The sequence below is a fragment of the Cellulomonas sp. P24 genome (genome assembly GCF_024704385.1).
Classification (GTDB): Bacteria; Actinomycetota; Actinomycetes; order Actinomycetales; family Cellulomonadaceae; genus JAJDFX01.
The window spans coordinates 3988945-4012125 of the sequence record NZ_JAJDFX010000002.1 but is presented as its reverse complement, the minus strand read 5'-3'; the positions used below and the strand labels follow the sequence as shown (position 1 = coordinate 4012125).

The window sequence follows — 23181 nt, the reverse complement described above, 5'->3', positions numbered from 1 at the left end:
TCACGAGGGTCGCCCGCTCAAGCGGTATCCGAGTCCGCGGACCGTCTCGATCACCACGTCGGGGCTCGGCGCGAGCTTGCGGCGCAGGCGCCCGATGTAGACCTCGACGACGTTCGCGTCGCCCTCGAAGGCCTGGTCCCAGACGTGATCGAGGATCTCGGTCTTGCTGACGACGTGATCGGCCCGGTGGACGAGGTAGCGGACCAGTGCCATCTCTCGTGCGGTCAGCCGCAGCTCGTCGGTGCCGAGCCACGCCCGCTGCTTGGCAGGCTCCAGCCGCAACGACCCCACGCCGACGGAGGGCTCGGGTCCTTCGCCGGCGCGTCGCAGCAGTGCCCGCAGCCGGGCGGCCAGGACGACCGGGGAGAAGGGCTTGGTGATGAAGTCGTCGCCGCCGATGTCCAGTGCGTCGGCCTCGTCGTACTCCCCGTCCTTCGCGGTCAAGAACACGATGGGGGTCGCGTCGTCGCGCGCGCGGACGTGGCGGCAGATGTCATAGCCGGACATGCCCGGGAGCATGACGTCGAGCACGATCACGTCGAACGTCTGCTCGCGCGCCTGCCAGTCACCGTCGACGCCGTTCTCGGCCACCACGACGCTGAAGCCCTCGGACTCCAGACTTCGGCGCAGCGCAGCGGCCAGCGGACGCTCGTCTTCCACGACCAGAACCCGCACCGTCGTCTCCGCTCCAGCTCAGCAGTGCACGCGCGGACACCCTACGCGCGCCCAGGGGGACGGCCACGACGGCCGTCCCCCCGTTACGTCAGTTACTCCTGACCGTTGAACTGGTGGTCGACCGAGCCGGCGGGGTCCTGGTGGCCGCCAGGGCCGTCGGACACCGTGGACTCGGCGCCCGACGCTGCGCTCTCGGGAGCCTCCACCCCGGTCGTCTCGCTCGCCGATCCGGTGTCGGGGGCTGTCGAGGCGCCCTGCTGGACGCTGCTCGACGGGGCGACGGGTGTCGCCGGCGACGGGGTCGACGCGAACGCGGTCCCCGACCCGAGCATCGCAGCGAGCCCGAGAGTCGTCGCTGCCGCGCCGCCGATCGCGATCTTCTTGATCTGCATGGGAAGTCCTTCCAGTTGATGTCGTGCTGACGACCTCACCGTGCGCGACAACGGCTGAACGGAACCTGACACGACCTGTCAACCGGTTCAGCCCACCGGGTCCGCGTCTGGCTCGGATACCAGGCGTCGAGGCAGGTGCGGGCGGACCCACCCCCACAGGGCTGCCGCGACGGCGACGCCGAGGGCGGCGATGAGCGCGCCGGCAACGATGTCTTGGGTGTGGTGGACGTGCGCGACGACACGCGCGGCTCCCCCGACGATGCTTGCGGCCAGCAGGATCACGCCCAGGCGTGTGCGGTACCGCATCACCAGGAACGCGACCGTGGCGGCCAGAGCCGTATGGTCGGACGGGAAGCCGTTGTCCGCCGGGTGGGCGAAGAACGGGGTGAGGGACGGGTCGACGGCGAAGGGTCGCGGATCGGTGTGCAGGGCAGCGGCGACCTGGATGAGGCCGAGGACGACGACGAGGGCGATGACGGCTTGGAGCCCCAGTGCGATCTTGGTTGCCCGGGGCAAGGTGAACCACACGAGTGCTGCGACCGCCGGGACGAGCAGCGGCAGGACCTGGGCGAGAACCACGACGAGTGTCTTCATGACAGGGAGCTCCGGTGGGTGCGGCGGAGCTCGAGCCCCACGGGGATCAGGGAGACGACGACGACGAGCGCGACGATCGGCAGCAGGTATCGGTCGATGTTGGGCACCTGGGTGCCGAGTCCGTAGCCGGCGAGCGTGACACCGAGCGACCAGCCCAGGCCGCCGACCACCTGCCACAGGGTGAAGGTCCGCACCGGGATCTTCACGGTGCCCGCGAGAGGGTTGAGCACAGTACGTACCAGCGGGATGAACCGTGCCAGGACGATCGCCTTGCCGGTCCCGTAGCGTTCCAGGGCCCCGGACGCGCGCACGACGGCCTGCTGCATGCGGGGCCGGTCGGGCCGGTCGAGCATCGCCGGTCCGATGCGCCGCCCGAGCAGGTATCCGACCTGCGCACCGCTGAGCGCCCCGGCTGCCCCCGCAACGAGTATCAGCGGCAGGGACAGGTGCACGGTCGAGGTGGCCGCGGTCGTGCACAGCAGCCCGGCGGTGAACAGCAGGGAGTCCCCGGGAAGGAAGAAGCCGATCAGCAGACCGGTCTCGGCGAACAGGACGAGGAAGACCCCGAGGGCGCCGAAGCTGGCGAGCAGGGCGTGCGGGTCCAGCAGGGTGGAGACCAGTCCTGCGGTGACAGCGAGATGCATGGTGCGTCCTGTCCGGTGCTGACGAGATCGGCCTGGGCGTGCGCGGTGGGGTTGGCTGGGCGTGGGTATGGCACCCTGGTGCCTACCGGCAACTACCAATATTGTCGTACTACAAATTATCGTAGTACACGCGAGGAGGGGTCCCGATGTCGACCACGGGTGCTCGCCCGCGCGGCGCGCTGGAACGCCAGGTGCTGGCCTGCCTCGCGGTCGCCGACCATCCGCTCACCGTGGCCGAGGTCCTGGCCGAGCTCGGAGGCGACCTGGCGTACACCACGGTGATGACAACGCTGACGCGGTTGCACAGCAAGGGCGCGCTCGTCCGTGAGCACATCGGGCGCGCCTACACGTACACCGTCGCCGGCGACGCCCAGGCCATGGGGTCGTCGGTGACCGCCCAGCGCATGCGCCGGCTGCTGGAGGCCGGAGACGATCGCGCCGGGGTCCTCACCCGGTTCGTCGCGGGGCTGCGACCCGAGGACGAGCAGCTCCTGGCGGCGCTTCTCGCCGCGACCGAGCACCCGGAGCCGCGATGAGCATCAACGCCCTGCTGCTGTGGCCGTTGATCGCCAGCGCGGCACTGGGACTCAGCGGTTCACGCCTCGGGCGCACGCTGCCTCCCGCCGTCGCGGTGCGTCTCCTGACGGCCGCCGCCCTGGTCAGCGCGCTGGCGACCGGGTTCGCCCTGGCAGTCGCCGCGTTCGCCGTGCTCGCCCGGGTCCCGATCGTGAGCGCCATCGGCCACTGGTCGGTCGCAGCCCTCGACACCGGCCAGCACGTGCCCGCCGCCGCGGGCGTGTTCGCCGGAGCCACGGTGACCGCCCTTGTCCTCGCGGCCGCCGCACGCGCCCTGCGCGGCGGCCGTGAGCTCGTCACCGCCGCCCTCGTCTGCCGGAATCTGGACGATGCCGGTGGTGGACTCGTGGTCATCGAGGACGAGCACCCCGACGCCTACGCCCTTCCCGGCATCCGCGGACGCATCGTCGTGTCCACGGCCATGCTGCACGCCCTGTCGAGCGACGAGCGACGGGTCCTGCTCGCCCACGAAGCCGCCCACCTGGCCCGCGGCCACCACCTCTACCTGCAGGTCGCCGAGCTCTCGGCAGCCGCAAACCCCCTGCTGCGACCCGTCGCCCGCGCGATCGCCACCGCAGTCGAACGCGAGGCCGACGAGATCGCCGCGGCCGAGGTCGGAGACCGCCGGCTGGCAGCACGCGCCCTGGCACGCGCGGGCCTGGCGCGCGCGGCAGCCCCGGCACATCGCCGCGCGCTCGTCGGAGCGCTCGGCAGCGCCGACGGGAACGTCGCCGCCCGAGCCCACGCACTGCTCGCACCACCTCCCCCGCATCGACGGATCCTCGCGGCGTCCCTGACCGCCATGATCCTGGTCACCAGCGCGGTCTCGCTCGTCACCGCCAAGCAGACCGAACGACGCTTCGAAACCGCTGAAGCCAGCTACACCCAGCACGCCTGACGCCTACGCCCGCCGGAGCCGACGCCAGAACCAGTCCGTCCCGCCCTCCGGTGGGAGGCATCGACCACGCCGTGAAGACCGTAGCCGTCCCAGACCCTGGCGGCGAGAATAAGATGCCACCTGACCGACGACAACGAGCGTGACTCGGAGCGGCGAGACGCGTCATGGCGATCAGGCGCTCGGCGATCGCCGGAGCCGGCAGCTGAGCTCGGGTGGTCACCGAACCAAGACCCTCGAGATGGCGCCATCCACGTGACACCGCCGTCGCAACGACGTACCGCCGGAGCGTCCCAGCGGAGGTGGACCATCGTGAAGTGGCTCCGTCACGAGCGGATCGGGCGATCAGTCCGACGGGTCTGTGGCGATCATGGGCGCTGCTGATGCCCTTCGCCGGGACACCAGCGTGACCAGCACGAGGATCGCCGATGCGAATGTCAGGCTCATGAGGCCGTCGCCCAGGCTCAGGCCGCCGACGGAGGACGGCTTGCCGGTCCAGTCCGCTACCGAGGCGCCCAGGGGACGGGTCAGGACGTAGGCGACCCAGAAGCTCGCGATCGGACCCCAGTGCCACCAGCGGTAGCCCGCGGCCGGCACGCAGATCGCCAGCGCGAACACGGCGACCGAACCGGCGTAGCCCACGCGCCAGGTGATCGCGGACAGGTCGCCCACGGCGGTCCCGGTCGCGAAGGTCGCGGCGACGGCCGCCCAGTAGAACAGCTCGCGACGCCACGTCGTGACCGCGTGGACCGAGAGCGTGCCTTCCACGCGCCACCAGGTCCAGAACACCGCGGCGAGGATCAGCGCGTAGCCGATGCTCGAGTAGAGGTAGGGCACCGCGAGCACGACATGGACCACGTCGGCCGCCATGGTCCCGAAGATGCCGACCAGGACCACCGCGAACCAGTACGTCCCCGGGTGGTACCGGCCGCGACCGAGCTGGAGGCCCAGCGCGATCACGAACACCACGAACGCTCCCAGGACTGCGATCACCGGATTGACGGCGAACACCAGGTAGTCGGACGTCGACTCACCCAACGCCGTCGAGAGCCCCTTGATCACCCAGAACGCCGCCGTGACCTCCGCGACACGCACCGCACTCGACGACGTCGAGGGCGCGAGGCGAAGGGTCGAGAGCACCCGCGCATCGTGAGGGGTCCTCCTGGAGGAACCCTGTGAGAACCCCTGTGAGGACCCCGGCTTGCCGTCGGTCACTGGCGGTGGAGCGCCGCTCCGGGGCGCGCGACCTGATCGGTCGCGATAGAACACGACGAGTGATCGGGTGGGACTTCCGGTGAGGACACCGCTCGCCGGTGAGTTGGGTGCGGGGTTGGTGAGGTCGAAGTCCCCGAGGATTGAATGGGACCGCGGATTCATCAAGATCCTCGCCGACGCCGACACCGGACGCATCGTCGGGATCACTGCCTTCGCCGGCGTGTCCATCCTGGAGGCCGCCATGACCGTCCAGCAGGTCGCCGGCATGTGGAGCCCCTACCTGACGATGGCCGAGGACATCAAGATCGCCGCCCAGTCCTTCGCCACCGACGTCTCCAAGCTCTCCTGCTGCGCCGCCTGACCCCGATATCGCTCACCGGCTCGGCGCTAGAGACGCCTTGCGCGGCCGCCGCTGACGGGCGATGACAGGTGGTGTCACGACGGTCCGGGTGTGGCGATGGCGATGGCGGCTGCGGCCGCCTCGATCTCCCGGCTGGTCGACCAGCGCCCCAGCGACAGGCGCAGAGCGGACAGCGCGTCCTGCCGGTGCAGTCCCATCGCGGTGAGCACGGGTGAGGGTTCGTCTCGTCCGGCGTGGCAGGCCGAGCCTGCCGATGCCGCGACCGCTGGCATGGCGTCGAGCAGCGCGAGAGCCGGGGCGCCGGTGATGCGGACGTTGAGAGTGTTGGGCAGGCGTTCGGTCGGGTGACCGTTGAGGTGCACACGCCCGGGCAGGTGGTCGCGCAGCCGTTGCTCGAGCAGGTCGCGCAGGGCCGTGAGCCGTGCGGTCTCACCGCCGGCGAGAGCCTGGACGGCGAGGTCGGCGGCTCGGCCGAGCCCGACGGCGTAGGCGACGTTCTCGGTGCCGGCGCGCAGTCCGTGCTCCTGCCCGCCGCCGGCGACGACGGGGTGCAGGTGCACGCCCGTGCGCACGTACAGGGCGGCGATGCCCTTCGGGGCGTACATCTTGTGCCCGACGACGGTGAGCAGGTCCACACCCAGGTCGTCGACGTCGACGGTGATCTTGCCGACCGACTGCGCGGCATCGGTGTGCAGGAGGATCCCGCGGGCGCGGGTGATGGTCGCGATGTCGGCGATCGCCTGGATGGTCCCGGTCTCGTTGTTCGCATGCATGATCGACACCAGGACGGTGTCGGGGGTCATGGCCGCCTCCACGGCGCCCGGGTCCACGCGCCCGGTTGCGTCCACGGGCAGGTAGGTGACGGCGACGTGGTGCAGCACCTCAAGGTCGCGGCAGGCGGCCAGGACGGCCGGATGCTCGGTGACCTGCGTGATGACGTGCGGGTGGTCGGTTCCGGCCGCACGGGCGGCCAGGACAGCGCCGCGGATGGCCAGGGCGTCGGCCTCCGAGCCGGAGCCGGTGAAGATGATCTCCGACGCTGCCGCACCGACGAGCGCAGCGACCGCCGAACGGGCCTGGTCCATGGCACGGTGCGCCGACTGGCCGTAGGCGTGGTCACTGGAGGGGTTGCCGAACTCGACGGTCAGGTACGGCGTCATCGCCGCGAAGACCTGCGGGTCGATCGGGGTGGTGGCGTTGTAGTCCAGGTAGATCGGACGGTCGCGCAACCCCGGATGTTGTTCGCTCATGCGCAGCGACCCCCGATCCGTTCAGCGCCTAGAAGACCAGAACCTTGTCGGCCGCCAGCGTACGGTCGGCCAGCTCCTCCATCGTGGAGCGGCGTGAGCCCTCGATCAGCATGGGCTCCTGGATGCCGCGGGCGTCCATGCACGTGCCGCAGCACAAGATCTCACCCTCGTTGCGAGTGACCGTGCCGAGCATGCGGTCGAGCTTGTAGTAGCCGTCGGCGGTCTTCTGCCCGCTCATGGCGGCCGTGACACCGTCGCCCATGAGGAACACGGTGAGCTCGACGCCCTCGCGCTTGGACAGGGAACCGGCCAGCCGGATGGCGTTGAACGTGGAGTCCAGGCCGTAGGCGGAGCCGTTGATGATCATCAGGACGTTCACGGGGGTGCTTCCTTCGGGTCGGTGACCGAGCGGTCGGCGATGGTGGGGATGGAGGTGTTCGGGCCGTCGTGGCGCCGGCGGAGCCGCTCGCGGGGGCTGAGCCGTTCCGGTCGGCGCCGCGCGGCAGGACGTCGCGCGGGTTCGTGACGGTCGTGGCTCGCGGGCTAGGCGCGCTGGACGACCGTGCGCAGCGGGACAGCGTTGATGACGGTGAACGCGAACGGGCACTTCTCGCGCGCGGCCTGCTGCCAGCGCGCCAGCGTCTGGTCGTCGACGTCGGTCGCGACCGTCACGGTGACGGTGATCTGCTCGATCAGCGGCCGGTCGCCCATGTCGTACACGCGGGCCACGTCAACATCCTGCTCGGCCACCACGCTCAGTCCGGTCAGGTCCACACCCTCCATCGCGGCCACGGTCACCACGGTCGCCGCGTAGCAGGCGCCCAGGCCGGTGAGCATGTACTGCAGCGGGTCCGGGGCCAGGCCGGCGCCGCCGAACCCGGGGGCCACGTCCACGCTGAGCGCGGTCGTCCGGTCACCATGGGCCATGGACGCGGTGAAGGCGGGGGTGCCCGCGGCGAAGCTCCAGGCGCCGTCGACACGCTTGTGCATCGTGAAGGCGCCGGGGTCGGACCGGCCGCGCTCCACGACGCCCGCCAGCACCCCGAGGTCGAGATTGTTCTTCCTCATCCGCGACTCCGTCCGTAATTCAAGTAATCCATTGAATACTAGACGATACCAGACCGCCGGTTGCCTCGGCGTACTGTTCAAGGTGTCAATTGAGGAGGCGACGTGGAAGCCCGTCAGTTCAAGGACGAGGTGTTCGCTCACTTCGCCCGCATCGGTGCCGCCCTCGGGCACGCCAAGCGCGTGGAGATCCTTGACGTCCTGTCCCAGGGCGAGCGTTCCGTGGACTCCCTGGCCCAGCAGATCTCCTCGACCCTCGCCAACACCTCCCGGCACCTGCAGATCCTCGCCTCGGCCGGACTGGTCACCCGGCGGGTGGACGGCACCTCCCGGGTGTACCGCCTGGCCGACCCGGCAGTGGAGACCGGCTACCGCACCCTGGTCGCCCTTGCCGAGCAGCACATCGCCGAGGTCACCGCCCTGTCTGACGCGTTCTTCCGGGCGGCCGACGGCACCCGACCGGTCACATTCACCGAGTTCGACGAGATGTCCCGCACCGGGCAGGTCGTCCTGGTCGACGTTCGACCTCCCAGCGAGTTCGCCGCCGGTCACGTCGAGGGCGCCGTCAACATCCCCGTCGCGGACCTGGCCACGCGCATGACCGAGCTACCACCGGACGCCAACGTCGTCGCGTACTGCCGCGGGCCCTACTGCGTCATGGCCGCCACCGCCGTCACCCGCCTGCGAGAGTCCGGCTACCAGGCCGTACGCCTGGAGGGTGGCTACCCCCAGTGGCGCGACGCCGGACGCACCGTGGCGTCCTAGCCAACCCTTACCCACTGACCCACGTGGCGTCATCACGTGGGGAAGGCCTCCGTGCCACACTGCGGCGATGAGCAAGAACGGCGATGAGGCGCACCTGGCCGCGCCGAGTGGTCCAGCGCCCTCACCGCGGGGTTGGCTGGATCCTCGCGCGTTGCCGGCGTGGCTCAGGCCCACCGCTCATGAGAGCCGCATCCCGGTGGCGCTGGCGATCCTCGTCGCCGCCAGCTTGCAGCTCCTGCTCTCCCAACAGTTCACGCTGATCCACCCGAGATGACTCCTGCCCTCGCTGGAGATCGCGCTGCTGGCCACGTTGATCGCCCTCAGCCCGACGCGGCGCACCCGCTATACCCCGATAGGCCGATACCTGAGCCTGCTGCTGGTCGCGATCATCTCGTTCGACAACGGGTTCAGTGCGCTCCTGCTCGACATGGGCCTGATCAACGGGACAGCGGGGAACCAGGCGTCACCCCTTCTGGCATCGGCGGTGGCGATCTACCTGACGAACATCATCGCCTTCGGCATCTGGTACTGGGAGCTGGACCGGGGCGGACCCTTCGCCCGTGCGGCAGCCCTCAACCCGTATCCCGACTTCCTGTTCCCGCAGATGACCCAGCACCACCTCGCTTCCGAGCACTGGGAACCGCGCTTCGGGGACTACCTGTATGTCAGCTTCACCAATGCGACCGCGTTCTCACCCACGGACACGATGCCCTTGCCACGGTGGGCGAAGGGCCTCATGTCGGCCCAGAGCGCGATCGCCCTGTCCACCACCGCGCTCGTCATCGCCCGCGCTGTGAACATCCTCAAGTAGCAGCCCTGGTCCCGCCTGGATCCCCTGTCGCGACCCAGACGGCCCCCTGTCGGCTCGCCGCACCTCAGCGAACCCTGCTCATCGCCCCGTTGCTCGTCCTCGGGGTGCCGGTCGCACGAGGGGCGCGAATCGGGCACGACCGACCACGGCAAGCGATCGGCGTATCACACTCGGTCGCGCGGCCAACGCCTGCGCGGCGCCCGGTTCGGTGCGCGCGAAGGAGATCACCACCCCCATCGCGGCCAGCGTCGCGATCAGCGCAGAGCCCCCTGCCGACACCAGCGGCAAGGGCACCCCGATGACGGGGGCCAGTCCGATCACACCGGCGATGTTCATCAGCGCCTGCCCAATGACCCAACACATGATGGCCCCGGTCACGGCCTTCACGAACGGGTCGGGGTGGCGGCGGATGATTCGCGCCATCGCGAGTGCGATGAGCACGAAGAGCGCGAGAACGAGCAGCGTTCCGATCAGGCCGAGCTCTTCGCCGATGATCGCGAAGATGAAGTCGTTCTGCCGTTCGGGCAGGTAGCCCCACTTCTGTCGGCTGTCACCCAAGCCAAGCCCGGCCCAGCCCCCGGTCGCCAACCCCCATATGCCGTGCTTGGACTGGTAGCAGGCGCCTTGACCGTCACAGGTGTCGTTGAGCCAGGAGAAGATCCGTCCGACCCTGTTCGAGCTGGCCATGGTCAGCGCGGTCACCGCCAGCCCCGCCAGCACGCCGGCGACCGCGAAGATCCGAAGCGGGAGTCCGGCCACGAACAGCGCACCGGCGACCAGGATGAACATGACCAACGCCGTTCCCAAGTCATGTCCCAGCAGCACGAGACCGATCATGGCGCCCGCAACCGGAACGACCGGGACGAGGGCGTGCTTCCAGTCGTGCAGGAGCGGACGCTTACGCGCCAGTACCGCCCCCAACCAGATCGCCAGGGCCAGCTTGACGACCTCGGACGGCTGCGCGGAGTACCCGCCCAGCCGTATCCAGTTCCGATGGCCCTGAACCGAGGTACCAACCCCCGGCACGAACACCGCGAGCTGGAACAGTGCTGACGCCCCCAAGAGCACCCAGGCGACCCGCCTGAAGACCCCCACGGGAACCCGTGAGGCGACGACCAGCACGGGCACGCCGATGAGCGCGAACTGTGCCTGGTTGAGGAACAACGCATAGGGAGACTGGCCGGCCGACAGCGAACCGACGCTCGAGCTCGACAGCACCATCACCAGTCCGATGACGACCAACACCGTCGTCGCCCCGGTTAGCACGTAGTAGCTCGTGACCGCACTGTTCCACGAGCCAAGACGCCAGCCGCGATCCGGCTGGGTCACCGGATCGCGAGGTGCACCAGCGAACCCACCCACGCGTGGGACTCGCTGACCACCGGCACTCGTGGGTGCCTGGGTCACCGGGCGTGTCACGTCGGCATGCCAGTGACATCCGCCCAGGCACGGCCACCGACGATACCTCGATCAGCTCGACACGGGGCCGGGCCCGACCTGCCGGTGAGCCCACCGGCGAAAGCCTCAACGGTGTCCCCCACCAGGGCAATCACGCTGCCCGCACGAATCCTCACGGCACAAGTGTCACCGGATCGACCACGACGGCCCGAACCTTCGACGCGTGTCGCCCCAACATGTCCTGACAGTCAGCCCCGGTACGGTGGACTTTCGCCCCGCCAGGCCAGACGTCACCGCCAGGACCAGCGCACCCGATGCCCGTATCGACCGAACGCCGGACAGCGCTCCCCCGCCGAGCCGGTGCGCACCGACTCCCACGCCCACGCCCTCCTTCAGACCTCCCGGCGTGACCGGAGACTCGGTGTCGTTGTGTCAACGGCCGGCGTGCAGGTCAGCCTGGTGCGTGGGTGGCGGTGCTGAAGTAGGCCGCGCGGCGGCGCACGTGCCGGTGGTGGCTGTACTGCCGCGGTGCGGGTGCGACGGCCGGTGCGACGCGGTAGAAGATCCGCTTGCCCGTGTCGATCAGGGCGAGGTAGGCGATGACCATCCCCGCCAGCGCGGCGAAGAAGCCCGCAGGTAGCGGCGCGAATCCCAGCGTGTGGGCGAGCGGAGTCGCTGGCAGCAGGGTGCCGACGGTGACCACTCCGAGCGCGGCGAGGACGATCGGCAGGCTCGGGTGGCTGCGGAAGAACGGGACGCGGCGGGTGCGGATCGCGAAGATGACCAGGGTCTGGGTGGCGAGGGACTCCACGAACCACCCGGAGCGGAACTGCGTGGCCCCGGAGTGGAAGACCCACAGCATGATCGCGAAGGTGCCGAAGTCGAACACGGAGCTGAGCGGTCCGAAGTAGAGCATGAAGCGCCGGATGAACGCGATGTCCCAGTGTGCCGGGCGGCGCACCTGCTCCTCGTCGACGTTGTCGGTGGGGATGGCCAGCTGGCTCGTGTCGTACAGCAGGTTGTTCAGCAGGATCTGGGACGGCAGCATCGGCAGGAAGGGCAAGAATAGCGACGCGCCCGCCGCGGAGAACATGTTGCCGAAGTTGCTCGAGGTGCCCATCAGGACGTACTTGATGGTGTTGGCGAAGATGCGGCGTCCTTCGGCGACACCGTCGGCGAGCACGTGCAGGTTCTTCTCGAGCAGGATCACGTCGGCGGCATCCTTGGCGACGTCGGCGCCCTGATCGACCGAGATCCCCACGTCGGCGGCGTGCAGTGCGAGGGCGTCGTTGACCCCGTCGCCGAGGAACGCGACCCCGCCGCCGCTTCGTCGTTGGGCGCGCACGATCCGGGCCTTGTGCTCGGGGGTCACCCGGGCGAACACCGTGGTGCGCGCGATCGCCTCAGCGAGCTGCGTGTCGTCGAGCGCGTCGAGGTCCGCGCCGGTCAGCACGCCGCCCTCGTCCAGCCCCAGGTCGCGGCAGACCTTGCCCGTGACGGTGGCGTTGTCGCCGGTGACGATCTTGACCGCGATGCCCAAGGCCGCGAGCCGGCGCAGCGCCTCGGCTGCGTCCTCCTTCGGCGGGTCCAGGAAAACGAGCAGGCCCACCAGGTGCAGGTCGTGCTCGTCGTCGGGCGTCGGCGCCTGCGCGCTGGTGGCCGGTCGGGTCGCCACGGCGACGACCCGGTTGCCGGCCGCGAACTCCGCCTCCAGCAGGGTCTGGGCTGCGGCGGGCACGTCGGCACAGCGATCGACGACCGTCTCCGGCGCCCCCTTGGTGATCAGGGTCAGCTCGCCCGCCGGGTCGCGGACGAGCACGGAGACCATGCGTCGCTCGTGGTCGAACGGCAGCACCTCCAGCCGCGTGTAACCGGCCAGGATGTCTCGCCCGCCGGCCGCGGCACGCGACTCCCACAGCGCCTGGTCGAGCGGGTTCCCGCCGACCGCGTGCTCGTCCTGCGCGCCCCCTTCGGTGCACAGCAGACCCCACCGCAGCACGACGTCGGGTGTGGTGTCGCCCACGGGTACCGCCCTGTCGAAGGCGAGCCGTCCTTGCGTGAGGGTGCCGGTCTTGTCGGTGAACAGCACGTCGACATCACCGAGGTCCTCGATGCAGACGAGGCGTTTGACGAGCACCTTGCGCCGGAGCATCCGACGCGACCCCGCGGCGAGACTTGCCGAGACGACAGCCGGGAGCAGCTGCGGGGTGATCCCGACCGCGATCGCCAAGGAGAACAGCAGAGCGTCGAGGATCGGCCGGTGCAGCGCCACGTTGATCACGAAGATCGACGCGGTCAGCGCGCCCGCCACGTACACCAAGAACAGCGAGAACCGGCCGAGCCCGACCTGGAACTCGGTGTCGAGCTGGTGGGTGCGCAGCCCGGCCGCGATCGCGCCGAACTCCGTGCGGGCTCCGGTGGCGACCACGACTCCCAGGGCGCTACCGGCCTGCACGACGGTGCCCATCAACGCGCACCCGGACAGCTCGGCGAGCGGGGTGCCGGGCGGCACCGGGTCTGTGCTCTTGGTGACGGGGAGCGATTCACCCGTCAGCACCGACTCGTTGCACTCCAACCCTTGCACCTCGCTCAGCCGGATGTCGGCCGGGACGATCGCACCCAGGCGGAGCTCGACCACGTCGCCCGGGACCAGCGTGGTCACGTCCACCATCCCCGGACGCCCGTCGCGGATGACCGCGGCCGTGTGGCTGATCTGGGAGTGCAGCGCCTCGGCGGCCTTCTCGGCGCGGTACTCGTTCCCGAAACCGAGCCCGACGGACAGCCCGACGATCACCGCGATGATGACGGCCGAGGTCCGCTCGCCGACGACGAACGACGCACCCGCCGCGACCAGCAGCAGGCCGAGCAGCGGCGAGCGCAGCTGATGCCAGAGCACGGGCCACAGCCGGGCGCGATGCGAGGAGACCGCGTTCGGGCCGAACAGCACCCGGCGCCTCGTGACCTCCGCACCGCTGAGACCATCGGCCTCCACGACGCCAAGTCCCCGCGCCACGTCGGCGGCTGGCACCGCCGCGGCCGCGAGGATCCCGGCCGCTGGTCCAGCTGGCGTTGGCGACACTGAGACAGCCCTCACTCCCGAGCCGCCGAGATCGTGCCCAGCGGGACGGCGCGTGCACGCGCCGCAACCCACCTCGAAGCACGGCCGGGCCGATCGACGGACGCAAGAACAGGCGCGACCGCGACGCGCCCCACCGGCCGGAGCCGGGCCGGTTCCGGCGCACCGTCGGAGGTCCGTCGGAACCCATCCGGCGACCTGCCGAGCTCCCTTCGCACGATCGACATCGTCGGTCTCCCACACCTGGACGGCGCGACAACTCACGCACGCTGCCTGGAACGCTAGCCCCTTGCGGCATTCCGGGCGCCGGGGATGCCGTGTCCTCGGCTCGTTCGGGCCGCTGCCCACGTCAACGTTCGGGCCGTTGGCCGAGATGGCCTAGGCGGCGCCGGTCAACGTTCGGAGGGTCTTTGCCGCCACCCGGCGCACGGTCGCGTCCGCGTCGCCGGCGGCACGGGTGAGCGCCTCGACGGCACGGACGTCCCCGACGGTGTGCAGGCCTCTCGCAGCGGCCCGGCGGACCGAGGCGTCGTGATCGGCGAGCGCGTCGATCAGCGGCAGAACAGCCTCGCGGCCTCCAACCACCGGAAGGGCGCCCACGACGAACCTGCGAACGCGAGGGTTCTGGTCGCCCATGGCCTTGACCAGCGGCCCCATAGCCGGGGCACCGATCGCTCGAAGGGCGCTGATCGCGCCGTCGCGCACTGGCTCCTCCGGGTCGCCGAGCACCGCGATCAACGGTTCGACGGCTCGCTCGTCGGCAAGGACCTCGAGCGTGCGCGCCGCGCGCTCGCGCACCAGACCGTCCTCGTCGTCCAGCGCAGCGACCAGAATGCCGATCGGTGAGATGTCGAATAGTGGCAGGGCGCGGGCCGCGCGCTCACGCACCCGGGCATCCTCGCCCCTGAGCGCACCGATCAACGCCGTGACCGCCCGCGCGTCGCCGATCTCCGCGAGAGCTCCGACCGAGGCCACGCGTACGAACGGGTCCTCGTCGCCGATCGCACGAATCAGCGCATCGACAGCTCGTGCGTCACCGGCCGCGCCCAACGCGCCGGCCGCGTCGAAACGCGCATGCCAGTCCTGCGCACCGCTCAGCGCCCTGATGAGACCTTCCACGTCGCCCTTGACGGCCAACTTCTTCACGTCGAGAGACTTGCGGCGCGCCATGTCGGTTCTTCCTGTCTCGATCGGCCTTGCACACGTGTCCTGCTGCCCATCAGCGGCGTACGGTCCCACCGTTTCGAACCGAGGATCTCGCGCCTCCCTCCGAGGGCGGTCCTGGCGCGTAGGGTCTCAGTCTCGATCGGGCGACTGTGGGGCGCTCGCCAGCGCCGGGCCGGCTCGGAGGTCCAGGACGTGTTCGACGGCCTGGTGGACCAACGTGACGATGTGCGGGTCCGCGACCCGGTATCGGACGCGTCGTCCGTCCCGGCGTGCGTCGAGCCATCCGGCAAGACGCAACTTCGCGGGGTGCTGGCTGACGCCGGCCTTGGTCCCGCCCACGGCGCTCACGAGCGTGGTCACGTCCACCTCATCGTTGGACAAGACCCACAGCAGCTGGAGCCGCCCGGGAGCGCTGAGCAGTTGGAAGACCTCGGCAGCGTCATCGAGGACGTCACGGTCCGGCAGACTCCGTCCGGCCGCCTCGCTTATCGGTCCCCTGTTCGGTGACATCGCCATGAGCATAGTTGCGCAATGGTTTGACAGTCCAGGGGTCGGGGCGCTGTACTGGCGCTGTCGATCACGCGTGCTGATCGCGACGACTGCGCGCCGTGTTCGCGCCAGGCCCTGAGGGGGTGTGGGACATGAATCCCGGACATAGTCGCCTGCCCCGCACGTCCCTGCCGCTCGAACACGGCCGCCTGTCCCGATTGCCTTAGCGCGTAGCGACATCCCGCTACCGGGTACGGACTTCTCCCCCGCGTCCTGACGGCCCAGGACGTTGCCGCGTGACACGGTCACGCTTGCCTGCCCGATCTTCGCGGCGCCCTGGCGGGCGCGCACGCGCGTGCTTGGAGCCCTTCATGACGAACGACACCACGGACCGCGACGCCGTCCTGGACAGCGCGCACCTCGGGGACATCCGGGGTGCGCTGGGCACGATCCGTCAAGGTGACGTCGCCCCGCGCAACCGCGTCTCGCTGCGGCTGAAGACCCTGCTCGCGATCATCGGCCCCGGTCTGATCGTGATGGTCGGCGACAACGACGCCGGTGCCTTCGGGACGTACACCCAGGCGGGCCAGAACTACGGCACGAGACTGCTGTGGACGTTGCTGCTGCTGATCCCCGTCATCTACGTCAACCAGGAGATGGTGCTGCGCCTGGGTGCCGTCACCGGCGTCGGGCACGCCCGGCTGATCCTGGAGCGCTACGGGCGGTTCTGGGGAGCGTTCAGCGTCATCGACCTGTTCATCCTCAACGCCTTGACCATCGTCACCGAGTTCATCGGCATCAGCCTCGGACTGACCTACCTGGGCCTGCCCAAGGTCCCCGGGGTCATCGCCGCGGCCCTGGTGATCATCGCCTCGGTGTCCACCGGGTCGTTCCGCCGGTTCGAGCGCGTCAGCCTGCTCCTGGTCGCCGGCTCCTTGACGCTGATCCCCATCTTCCTTCTCGTCCACCCGCCGATGGGTCAGGTCGCCCGTGACTTCCTGGTCCCGGGCATGCCAGCCGGCTCGCAGATGTCCACGGTGATGCTGTTGATCATCGCGATCGTCGGCACGACGGTCGCGCCCTGGCAGCTGTTCTTCCAGCAGTCGTACATCATCGACAAGCGGATCACGCCGCGGTTCATCCCCTACGAGCGGGTCGACCTGTGGCTCGGCATCGTGTTCGTCGTGGTGGGCGCGGTCGCGATGATGGCGTTCTCCGCGGCCGCGTTCGCCGGGACCCCCGGGCACGGGAACTACACCGACGCCCTGGGCATCGCCGAGGGCCTGGCCGCGACGGCCGGGCACTGGGCCGGGATCCTGTTCGCGATCGCGCTGATCGACGCCTCGATCATCGGCGCCGCAGCCGTGGGGCTGTCGACCTCCTACGCGATGGGCGACGTGCTCGGCCTGCACCACTCCCTGCACCGTCGACCGTCCGAGGCCAAGGCCTTCTACGCGATCTTCGCCGGGCTCCTGCTGGTCTCCGCGGTGATCGTCATCATCCCCGGCAGCCCGCTGGGCCTGCTGACCGAGGGGGTGCAGACCCTCGCCGGAGTCCTGCTGCCCTCAGCAACCGTCTTCTTGCTGCTGCTGTGCAACGACCGCGGCGTCCTGGGCCCGTGGGTCAACGGGCGCGCCATGAACGTTTTCGCCGGCGCCGTCATCGCAGTCCTGGTGATGCTCTCGACGATCCTGACCGCCAGCGTGCTGTTCCCACAGATCACTTCCGGCCAGATCCTGGTCATCCTGGCAGTGGGCACCGCCCTGAGCCTCGCGGCCGGCGCCTACCTGGCCTGGAGCGGACGCCACCCCAAGGACGCCACACCCGCCGCCTCCACCGAGGCGCCCGAACCCGCCCGGGACCGAGCCACCTGGCGGATGCCCCCGCTCGCGATGCTGACCCGGCCCACCCTCAGCGCCGGCAACCGCACCGGCCTGACGGTCCTGCGCGGGTACCTGCTGGTGGCCTCGGCCCTGGTCGTGGTCAAGGTCGTCCAGCTCGCCCTCGGCCACTGACCGCTCCCGCGACCGCCCGACATCGACAAGGATGAGCCCCATGACCGATGTGACCGATCCTTACCCGGCCCCCCACCTGACCGGCACCCTGCTGCTGTCAGCGCTGCTGCGCCGCACCGCGGTGGACGGCGCAGGTCACGGCCTCGGACGCCTGAGCGACATCATCGTGCGCCTGCGTGACGACTCCTACCCGATCGTCACCGGGCTGGTCGCCGAGATCGGCGGGCGCGAGCTGTTCATCCCCGCCACCGAGATCCTCGCCTGGGACAACCAACGCCTCGAGCTGGCCTCCGCGCGCCTGGACCTGCGACCGTTCGAACGGCGAACCGGGGAGGTCCTGCTTCGCCGCGACGTCCTGGGTCACCGGCTGATCGACGTCGAACAACCGCGCCTGGTCACCGCGCACGACGTCCAGCTCACCCACACCGGCCAGACCTGGGTCGCCACCGCGGTGGACATCCACCCACGCGGACTGCTGCGGCGCCGCACCGGGCACACCTGGCGCGACTGGCGCGGCTTCGAGGCCCTGATCGGCCACGACGGTTCACTTCCCTCGCGCACCCGGCTCGGCGGGCTGCGCCACCTCAAGGCGGCCCAGATCGCCGACCTCATCGAAGAGGCCTCCGACAACGAGCAGAACGAGCTGCTCAGCCGCGTCCACGCCCACCCCGATCTCGAAGCCGACGTGTTCGAAGAACTCGACGAAGACCAGGCCAGCGACCTGCTCGAAGCCCTCCCGGACGCCCAGGTCGCCGACGTGCTCGCACGCATGCGCTCCGATGACGCCGCGGACGCCCTCCTCGACCTGCCCCAGGACCGCCGCCAGGACGTGCTGGGGCTCCTGCCGGAGACCCAACGCCAGAAGATCACCATCCTGCTCGGCTACCAAGAAGCCACCGCCGGTGGTCTCATGAGCGTCGAGTATCTGTCCGTGGCAACGACCACCACGGTCGCCGACGCGCTGCGCGCCATCGCAGCCGCGACCCACCTGCAGCAGGAAGCCATCGTCATCACGTTCTGCCACGACGACGACCGGCGCACCGTGGGCGCCGTCAGCGTGATCACCCTGCTGCAGAACGACCCGCGCGCGCTGATCGGCGACCTCGCCGACCCCCACCCGGTTCACGTGCACCCCGACGCCGACCTCCCCGAGATCACCGCAGCCATGGCCGACTACAACCTCCTCGTCCTGCCAGTCCTGGACCACGACGACCACCTCATCGGGGTCCTGACCATCGACGACGTCCTGGAAGCGACCATCCCCGAGCACTGGCGCCGCAGGCGCGCTTGACTGGTCGCCACATGTCACAGAGGCCAACGGGGCCGATCCCAGGTGGGGCGGCGACGCGCTCGGAGGCTGCAGGAGATCAAGTCACAGCAAGCCGACCGTGGCGGGTCCCGTGCAACGACAGTTCGTCGCCGGCACTGGTGACGTGCTCATCACCTACGAGAACGACGCGATCGAGGCCCAGCGGGCCAACCAGCCGATCGACTACGTGATCCCTGCGCAGACGATCCTCATCGAGAACCCCGTTGCGGTCACGACGTCGGCCAAGGACCCGAAGGCGGCCAGGGCCTTCGATGTTCGCCCGGTGAGAATCTTCACGTCTCGGCCTTGACGTGGTGCGCCACCGCATGCCGATTTCAAATGCACATGGGCACGCTGGGGCACGTCGGACACGACCCCCACGCCCGCAACCAGGCAGGAGCACCGCGACGATGACCGGTACCGGCGTCAGCCGACGGTCCCGTCGCCAGTCTCAGGGCGTCGTCGACAACGCCGCATTCGGGCTGTGCCTCGGCCGCGAGCTCTACCTGCTGCTGCGACGCTGGGCACCCCGGAGGAGCGCCGCAGCGGGATGACGGACCCCGGGCGATCGGTGGGTCGGCCGGTCGGCGGGGTGTCCGGGAGCGGCTACGGCCGGCTCAGCCCGAGCCGGGGGTAGAGCACTGAGAACCCCTCGGTGAAACCTCCGTTCAGGGCGCCGATGCCGTGGCCGCCGTTGGGGATCTCGTGGAGAGTGACGTGCATGCCGGCGGCAGCCGCCGCGGCCGCGACTGTCTTTGCGGCGGCGATGTAGATCGGGTCGTTCGTCGAGGCCGTGAAGATCGCCGTGGTGTCCGGATAGTGGTGGTGGGACAGGATGACGACGGGCTTCTGTGCGTCGTAGGCCGCCTGGTTGCCGGCGAAGACCGTCTTCAGGACGTCCGCAGGGTGCTCGGCACCCGGGTACTTCTCGCCCGAGATGTCCAGGACGTTGCCCCAGATCTGCGGGTGCTTCGCTGCGAAGGAGATCGCGCACTGGCCACCGTTGGAGTAGCCGGCGATCGTCCAGGCAGCGCGGTCGGCGAGGATGTTCAGGTGGGTGCGGGCCCACGTGACCACGTCGGTGTTGATGTACGTCTCGACCTTGCCGTGCAAGGCGGTGTCCAGGCACAAGGTGTCCACGGTCGGGTCACCGAGCTGGTCGGCGACCAGCACGATCGGGGCAAGGCCCTGGTTCGCGGCCGCGAACCGGTCAAGGACCGCGGCCACGGCGTGGGGGTCAGGGTTTCCCGGTTGGCCCATCAGCAGAACCACGAGCGGCAACGCGGGTGGGTGGGCCGTCAGGGCGGCCGGCGGCAGGTAGATCCCGGCGGGGCGGGCGGCGAAACCTGAGACCGTTGAGGGGATGACCTCGGTGCCGATCTTGCCCTTCGCCGGTATGCCGGCCGGAGCCGTCCATGTCTTCCACAGGGGCAGCGAAGGATCGGGGACCGCCGTGAGGGTCTGGCTCGGGGAGGGCGCTGGCAGCGCCAGCTGGGCGACGGTCGCGACTCCGAGTAGGGAGCCGATGGTGGGGTCGAGTCCGTAGATCGCATTGATTCCCAGCACGGTCGTTGTCACGACGACGAACGAACCGAGCACGGCCCCGATCTTGCGCCGCAGGGTCGAGCGTCGCGCATTGGCCACAGCCAGGCCGAGCACCGCGAAGCACGCCACGACCCACCAGCGGGTGCTCCATCCCAGAGGCGTGCCGAAGTAGTTGACCGGCCCTTCGATGATCCACAACGTCAGCCCCCCGGTCGCCGCGCCCGCGAGTAGTGCGCTCGTCGCCAGGACCACCCACCGGGGGGTGCGGCGAGACAGCAGGGTCAGCACCACCGCAGCGCTGAGCGCGAACGCGGTGAACAGCACGGCAGGCGTCAGCACCTGCATGCGCATCACGAACCCGGTGGGCCCGCTCATCGTGCGCGACCTGCGATCGCTCGCTCATGCGTGAGGGGCGTGTGGGGCATCGCGGGTGTCCTCAGGTCGGGGTGGGGCGTAGGAGCGACCTGCTGCGTTGACCGCAGGGTGGGCGAAGGGCGACGGCCGGGAACGGGTGTGCGTCCGAAGACGACCCGGTGGGCGACCTGGACGATCAGCCCGAGGGAGGCCTCGGGAACATACGCTCGCGCGACTGCGCGGCCGATGGCGGGCAGTGACGCGGCGTCGGCGTAGATGAGGTACATCGGGCGGTACTGCGGATTGAACTTGGCCTTGAACCGGTGCAGCGAGCGGAACCCGTACACCGGCTCCAACCGGTTGCCGAGGCGCTCGAGCCACCGGTCCAGCGCAGCGGGCACCGGTACCACGTCTGCCGCCTCAGGAGGCTGAGCCGTTCGTTGGTCGACGCGGGCCAGCGGGGCGCCCGACAGGCTCAGCACCCGGTACCCCTCGTTCTGGAGGTCCAGTGCGCTGCGTGCGATGAGCAGCTCGCTGGAGTTGCGGAACGCGTCGGTGCGTCGTCGCATGAAGTCGAGCGTCCACCCGATGAGCGACCCGGCCTCGACGATCGGCAACCACGACGCGACCGCATGCACGCGTCCCGCGTCGTCGACGACCACGGAGCACCGCACATTCGGGTCGCTCAGCTGCTCGAGCCCTCCCAGCGTGAATCCCATCTCCGGCAGCCTCTGCTGACCGACCCACTCCTCCGAGATCGCCTGGATCTGGACGACGGTGGCCAGCGGAGCGGTGTGGTAGTCGATCCACTCGACGTGCACGCCCTCGCGCCCAGCAGCGTTCAGCGTGGTGCGCACGTCCTGGAACTTCTTGCCGGTGAAGGCCAACGACCCCAGATCCAGGACGGTCTCCTCAGCGATCTGCACGCTGTGCCACCCCAGGCGTGCGCACTCGACCTCAAGATCAGCCGAGGCGGAGTAGAAGCACGGGGCCGCCCCGATCGACTCGCAGTACGTGGTGAACTCGCGCACGACGTCCGCGCGGTCTCCGGGCGGCCCGATGGGGTCACCGATCGTCAGCATGACTCCCTGAATCAGGCGGTACGGGACGTAGCTCGTACCGCTGGCGTTGAACCAGTAGTCGTTGCCCTGCCACAGCCCCATCCACGCGAGCGAGCTGCCGCCGTGCTCGAGGAACAACTCGGTGGCACGCTCGCGATCGGACTGGTTTGCGGGCGCGATCCTCCGGAACGAGCGCACGACGATCACCACAGCGCACGCCCAGAACACGACACCAAGCCAAGCGAAGAGCACTCGCGCGAGGGGGCCTGTCGGGACGGAGTCGGCCAGCGCACCCATGGTCAGTTCGAAGGGCGCCAGCCGCAGCGGGACGTCGGTCAGCAACGACCACACGGTGGGGGGGCTCTGCCACTGATCTGCGACCATCAGGCCGGTGCCCACGTACAGCCCGGCAGATCCGGCGAGCAGGAGACCGATGCGTCGGCTCAACGAGCGGAAGGTTCCCTTCGGCGCCCGAACGGTGAACAGCCCTCGGCCCAGGACGAGGATCACCACGACGATCGCCACGGGGACCAGGCACGGGAGGACGAGCTGCGTGAGCAGGAGCAGAGGCTGCTCATCCGAGAGGTAGGTGATCGGCAGGACCGGTCCCGCGTCGAGCATCGTCAAGGCAAACTGCGCGACCACCACACCGGCGAGAACTCCTTCGAGGATCAGCGCGGCCATCCACGCCATGCGGCGCCCGCGGCGCAACCCGTCAGCGACCACCAGCAAGAGCAGAACGGGTAGGCATGCCATCACGGTGGCCCCGACACTCGGGTGCAGGTTCAGATTCCCCAGCGCACACCCGACCGAGGCCGGAGCGTGAGCACACAGCCGGGCGACGGCGTCCGGCCGAGCCCGGCGCACGTCTGCGACGAGGAACCCTAGCGTCGAGAACGGGCCTGTGGGCACCGGGGTAAGCATCGCCAACAGCGGCCCGATGGCCGTGGCCGCCACGATGACCGACGCCAGGACGCGAGCCTCGTGAACCGAGCCCACCGGACCGGCATCCACTCGGGTAGCGCGAAACACGCGACCCAGCACAAGCCCGGAAACCGCGGCCGCCATGAGCAGAACCGCGAGGCCACCGCCGTAGAACAACACCATCGCCGCGAAGAGCGTGATGCTGCCCACCCGGACCCTGCGCCGCCACAAGGTCGGCAGCACCGCGCTGGCGGCCAGAACGGCCCCGATCACGCCGAGGGTCGGTCCGCCGTACCGGACGGTCAGGAACGCGCTCACCCAGACCGGGTCGAACCTGTCCACCAGCAGCGCGAACACGGTCACCATGGAGGCTGCAACCACGTGCGTGGTGACCAACGCCACCGCGTAACGTCCGGTGCCGAGGAGCTTCTCGGCGAATGCCCCCAAGGTGAGCAGCACGACCGTGCCCCACACGTAACCGATCATCCCCGGTGCCCACAGGAACGACAGGACAAGTGATGTCGGGTGGCCGAGCGAGTGGGCCCCGTCAAGGAGCACAGCGGACCGCAGATGCCGCGGAACGTGCTGAAGGCTTCCCGT

General features: G+C 69.8%; 23 protein-coding genes and 1 pseudogene. 10 read left to right on the top strand and 14 right to left on the bottom strand.

The window, feature by feature from the left end:
* From LJB74_RS18725 to LJB74_RS18710, 4 genes are all read right to left on the bottom strand, one after another.
* Complete coding sequence (locus LJB74_RS18725) at positions 1–675, bottom strand: response regulator transcription factor (protein ID WP_259309944.1); 675 nt, start codon at positions 673–675, stop codon at positions 1–3.
* 92 nt (positions 676–767) lie between these two features.
* Positions 768–1067 carry a hypothetical protein gene (locus LJB74_RS18720; protein ID WP_259309943.1) on the bottom strand — a complete coding sequence of 100 codons (300 nt, stop codon included), beginning with the start codon at positions 1065–1067 and terminating at the stop codon, positions 768–770.
* An 87-nt stretch (positions 1068–1154) separates the two neighbouring features.
* Positions 1155–1661: a phosphatase PAP2 family protein gene (locus tag LJB74_RS18715; protein ID WP_259309942.1), complete on the bottom strand. Its 507-nt coding sequence runs from the start codon at positions 1659–1661 to the stop codon at positions 1155–1157.
* The gene (locus LJB74_RS18710; RefSeq protein ID WP_259309941.1) at positions 1658–2305 is read right to left on the bottom strand and encodes a DedA family protein; all 648 of its coding nucleotides are present in this window, start codon (positions 2303–2305) and stop codon (positions 1658–1660) included. The genes LJB74_RS18715 and LJB74_RS18710 overlap by 4 nt, the downstream gene beginning before the upstream one ends.
* A 146-nt stretch (positions 2306–2451) precedes the next feature.
* Here LJB74_RS18710 and LJB74_RS18705 point away from each other — a divergent pair, with 146 nt between their 5' ends.
* Both LJB74_RS18705 and LJB74_RS18700 read left to right on the top strand, forming a co-directional pair.
* On the top strand, positions 2452–2841 hold the full coding sequence (locus tag LJB74_RS18705; protein ID WP_259309940.1) for a BlaI/MecI/CopY family transcriptional regulator: 390 nt from the start codon (positions 2452–2454) through the stop codon (positions 2839–2841).
* Positions 2838–3779 (top strand): M56 family metallopeptidase, encoded by a 942-nt coding sequence (locus tag LJB74_RS18700; protein ID WP_259309939.1) that lies wholly within the window; start codon positions 2838–2840, stop codon positions 3777–3779. The genes LJB74_RS18705 and LJB74_RS18700 overlap by 4 nt, the downstream gene beginning before the upstream one ends.
* A gap of 342 nt (positions 3780–4121) precedes the next feature.
* Here LJB74_RS18700 and LJB74_RS18695 read toward each other — a convergent pair whose 3' ends face one another.
* Entirely contained in the window at positions 4122–4916 is a 795-nt protein-coding gene (locus LJB74_RS18695; protein ID WP_259309938.1) for a hypothetical protein, read from the bottom strand.
* Positions 4917–5142: 226 nt separating this feature from the next.
* Between LJB74_RS18695 and LJB74_RS18690 the strand changes: the two are divergent.
* Positions 5143–5352 (top strand): annotated as a pseudogene (locus LJB74_RS18690) (mercuric reductase); the annotation flags it as partial.
* A gap of 74 nt (positions 5353–5426) precedes the next feature.
* On the opposite strand, the gene LJB74_RS18685 reads toward LJB74_RS18690, so the two are convergent.
* The 3 genes from LJB74_RS18685 to LJB74_RS18675 form a co-directional block, all read right to left on the bottom strand.
* The gene (locus LJB74_RS18685) at positions 5427–6602 is read right to left on the bottom strand and encodes a cysteine desulfurase family protein (RefSeq protein ID WP_259309937.1); all 1176 of its coding nucleotides are present in this window, start codon (positions 6600–6602) and stop codon (positions 5427–5429) included.
* A 28-nt stretch (positions 6603–6630) separates the two neighbouring features.
* Positions 6631–6981 (bottom strand): DsrE/DsrF/TusD sulfur relay family protein, encoded by a 351-nt coding sequence (locus LJB74_RS18680; protein ID WP_259309936.1) that lies wholly within the window; start codon positions 6979–6981, stop codon positions 6631–6633.
* 164 nt (positions 6982–7145) lie between these two features.
* Complete coding sequence (locus LJB74_RS18675) at positions 7146–7670, bottom strand: OsmC family protein (protein ID WP_259309935.1); 525 nt, start codon at positions 7668–7670, stop codon at positions 7146–7148.
* A 102-nt stretch (positions 7671–7772) separates the two neighbouring features.
* Between LJB74_RS18675 and LJB74_RS18670 the strand changes: the two genes are divergently transcribed.
* From LJB74_RS18670 to LJB74_RS18660, 3 genes are all read left to right on the top strand, one after another.
* Complete coding sequence (locus tag LJB74_RS18670) at positions 7773–8432, top strand: metalloregulator ArsR/SmtB family transcription factor (RefSeq protein WP_259309934.1); 660 nt, start codon at positions 7773–7775, stop codon at positions 8430–8432.
* Positions 8433–8499: 67 nt separating this feature from the next.
* A complete protein-coding gene (locus LJB74_RS18665; protein WP_259309933.1) occupies positions 8500–8706 on the top strand; it encodes a hypothetical protein in 207 nt (68 codons plus the stop codon).
* 36 nt (positions 8707–8742) lie between these two features.
* Positions 8743–9243, top strand: coding sequence for a hypothetical protein (locus LJB74_RS18660; RefSeq protein ID WP_259309932.1), 501 nt, complete (start codon positions 8743–8745; stop codon positions 9241–9243).
* Positions 9244–9321: 78 nt separating this feature from the next.
* Here the strand turns inward: LJB74_RS18660 and ftsW are convergent, their stop codons facing one another.
* The 4 genes from ftsW to LJB74_RS18640 all read right to left on the bottom strand — a co-directional run bounded on the left by ftsW (position 9322) and on the right by LJB74_RS18640 (position 15394).
* Positions 9322–10572 (bottom strand): putative lipid II flippase FtsW, encoded by a 1251-nt coding sequence (gene ftsW, locus LJB74_RS18655; protein WP_259309931.1) that lies wholly within the window; start codon positions 10570–10572, stop codon positions 9322–9324.
* Positions 10573–11092: 520 nt separating this feature from the next.
* On the bottom strand, positions 11093–13720 hold the full coding sequence (mgtA, locus tag LJB74_RS18650) for a magnesium-translocating P-type ATPase (protein ID WP_259309930.1): 2628 nt from the start codon (positions 13718–13720) through the stop codon (positions 11093–11095).
* Positions 13721–14095: 375 nt separating this feature from the next.
* On the bottom strand, positions 14096–14887 hold the full coding sequence (locus LJB74_RS18645; RefSeq protein WP_259309929.1) for a HEAT repeat domain-containing protein: 792 nt from the start codon (positions 14885–14887) through the stop codon (positions 14096–14098).
* Positions 14888–15013: 126 nt separating this feature from the next.
* The gene (locus LJB74_RS18640; RefSeq protein ID WP_259309928.1) at positions 15014–15394 is read right to left on the bottom strand and encodes a helix-turn-helix transcriptional regulator; all 381 of its coding nucleotides are present in this window, start codon (positions 15392–15394) and stop codon (positions 15014–15016) included.
* 350 nt (positions 15395–15744) lie between these two features.
* Between LJB74_RS18640 and LJB74_RS18635 the strand changes: the two genes are divergently transcribed.
* The 4 genes from LJB74_RS18635 (at position 15745) to LJB74_RS18620 (ending at position 19251) form a co-directional block, all read left to right on the top strand.
* The gene (locus LJB74_RS18635; protein WP_259309927.1) at positions 15745–17388 is read left to right on the top strand and encodes an NRAMP family divalent metal transporter; all 1644 of its coding nucleotides are present in this window, start codon (positions 15745–15747) and stop codon (positions 17386–17388) included.
* Between the two features lie 40 nt (positions 17389–17428).
* Positions 17429–18679, top strand: a complete 1251-nt coding sequence (locus LJB74_RS18630) for a magnesium transporter MgtE N-terminal domain-containing protein (RefSeq protein ID WP_259309926.1) — start codon at positions 17429–17431, stop codon at positions 18677–18679.
* A gap of 109 nt (positions 18680–18788) precedes the next feature.
* Positions 18789–19007: a substrate-binding domain-containing protein gene (locus LJB74_RS18625; protein ID WP_396125196.1), complete on the top strand. Its 219-nt coding sequence runs from the start codon at positions 18789–18791 to the stop codon at positions 19005–19007.
* Between the two features lie 100 nt (positions 19008–19107).
* Positions 19108–19251: a hypothetical protein gene (locus LJB74_RS18620; protein ID WP_259309925.1), complete on the top strand. Its 144-nt coding sequence runs from the start codon at positions 19108–19110 to the stop codon at positions 19249–19251.
* A gap of 52 nt (positions 19252–19303) precedes the next feature.
* Here LJB74_RS18620 and LJB74_RS18615 read toward each other — a convergent pair whose 3' ends face one another.
* Positions 19304–20617 (bottom strand): esterase family protein, encoded by a 1314-nt coding sequence (locus LJB74_RS18615; protein ID WP_259309924.1) that lies wholly within the window; start codon positions 20615–20617, stop codon positions 19304–19306.
* Entirely contained in the window at positions 20614–23139 is a 2526-nt protein-coding gene (locus tag LJB74_RS18610; RefSeq protein WP_259309923.1) for a bifunctional lysylphosphatidylglycerol flippase/synthetase MprF, read from the bottom strand. Before LJB74_RS18610 ends, LJB74_RS18615 begins: the two co-directional genes overlap by 4 nt.
* Between the last annotated feature and the right edge of the window lie 42 nt (positions 23140–23181).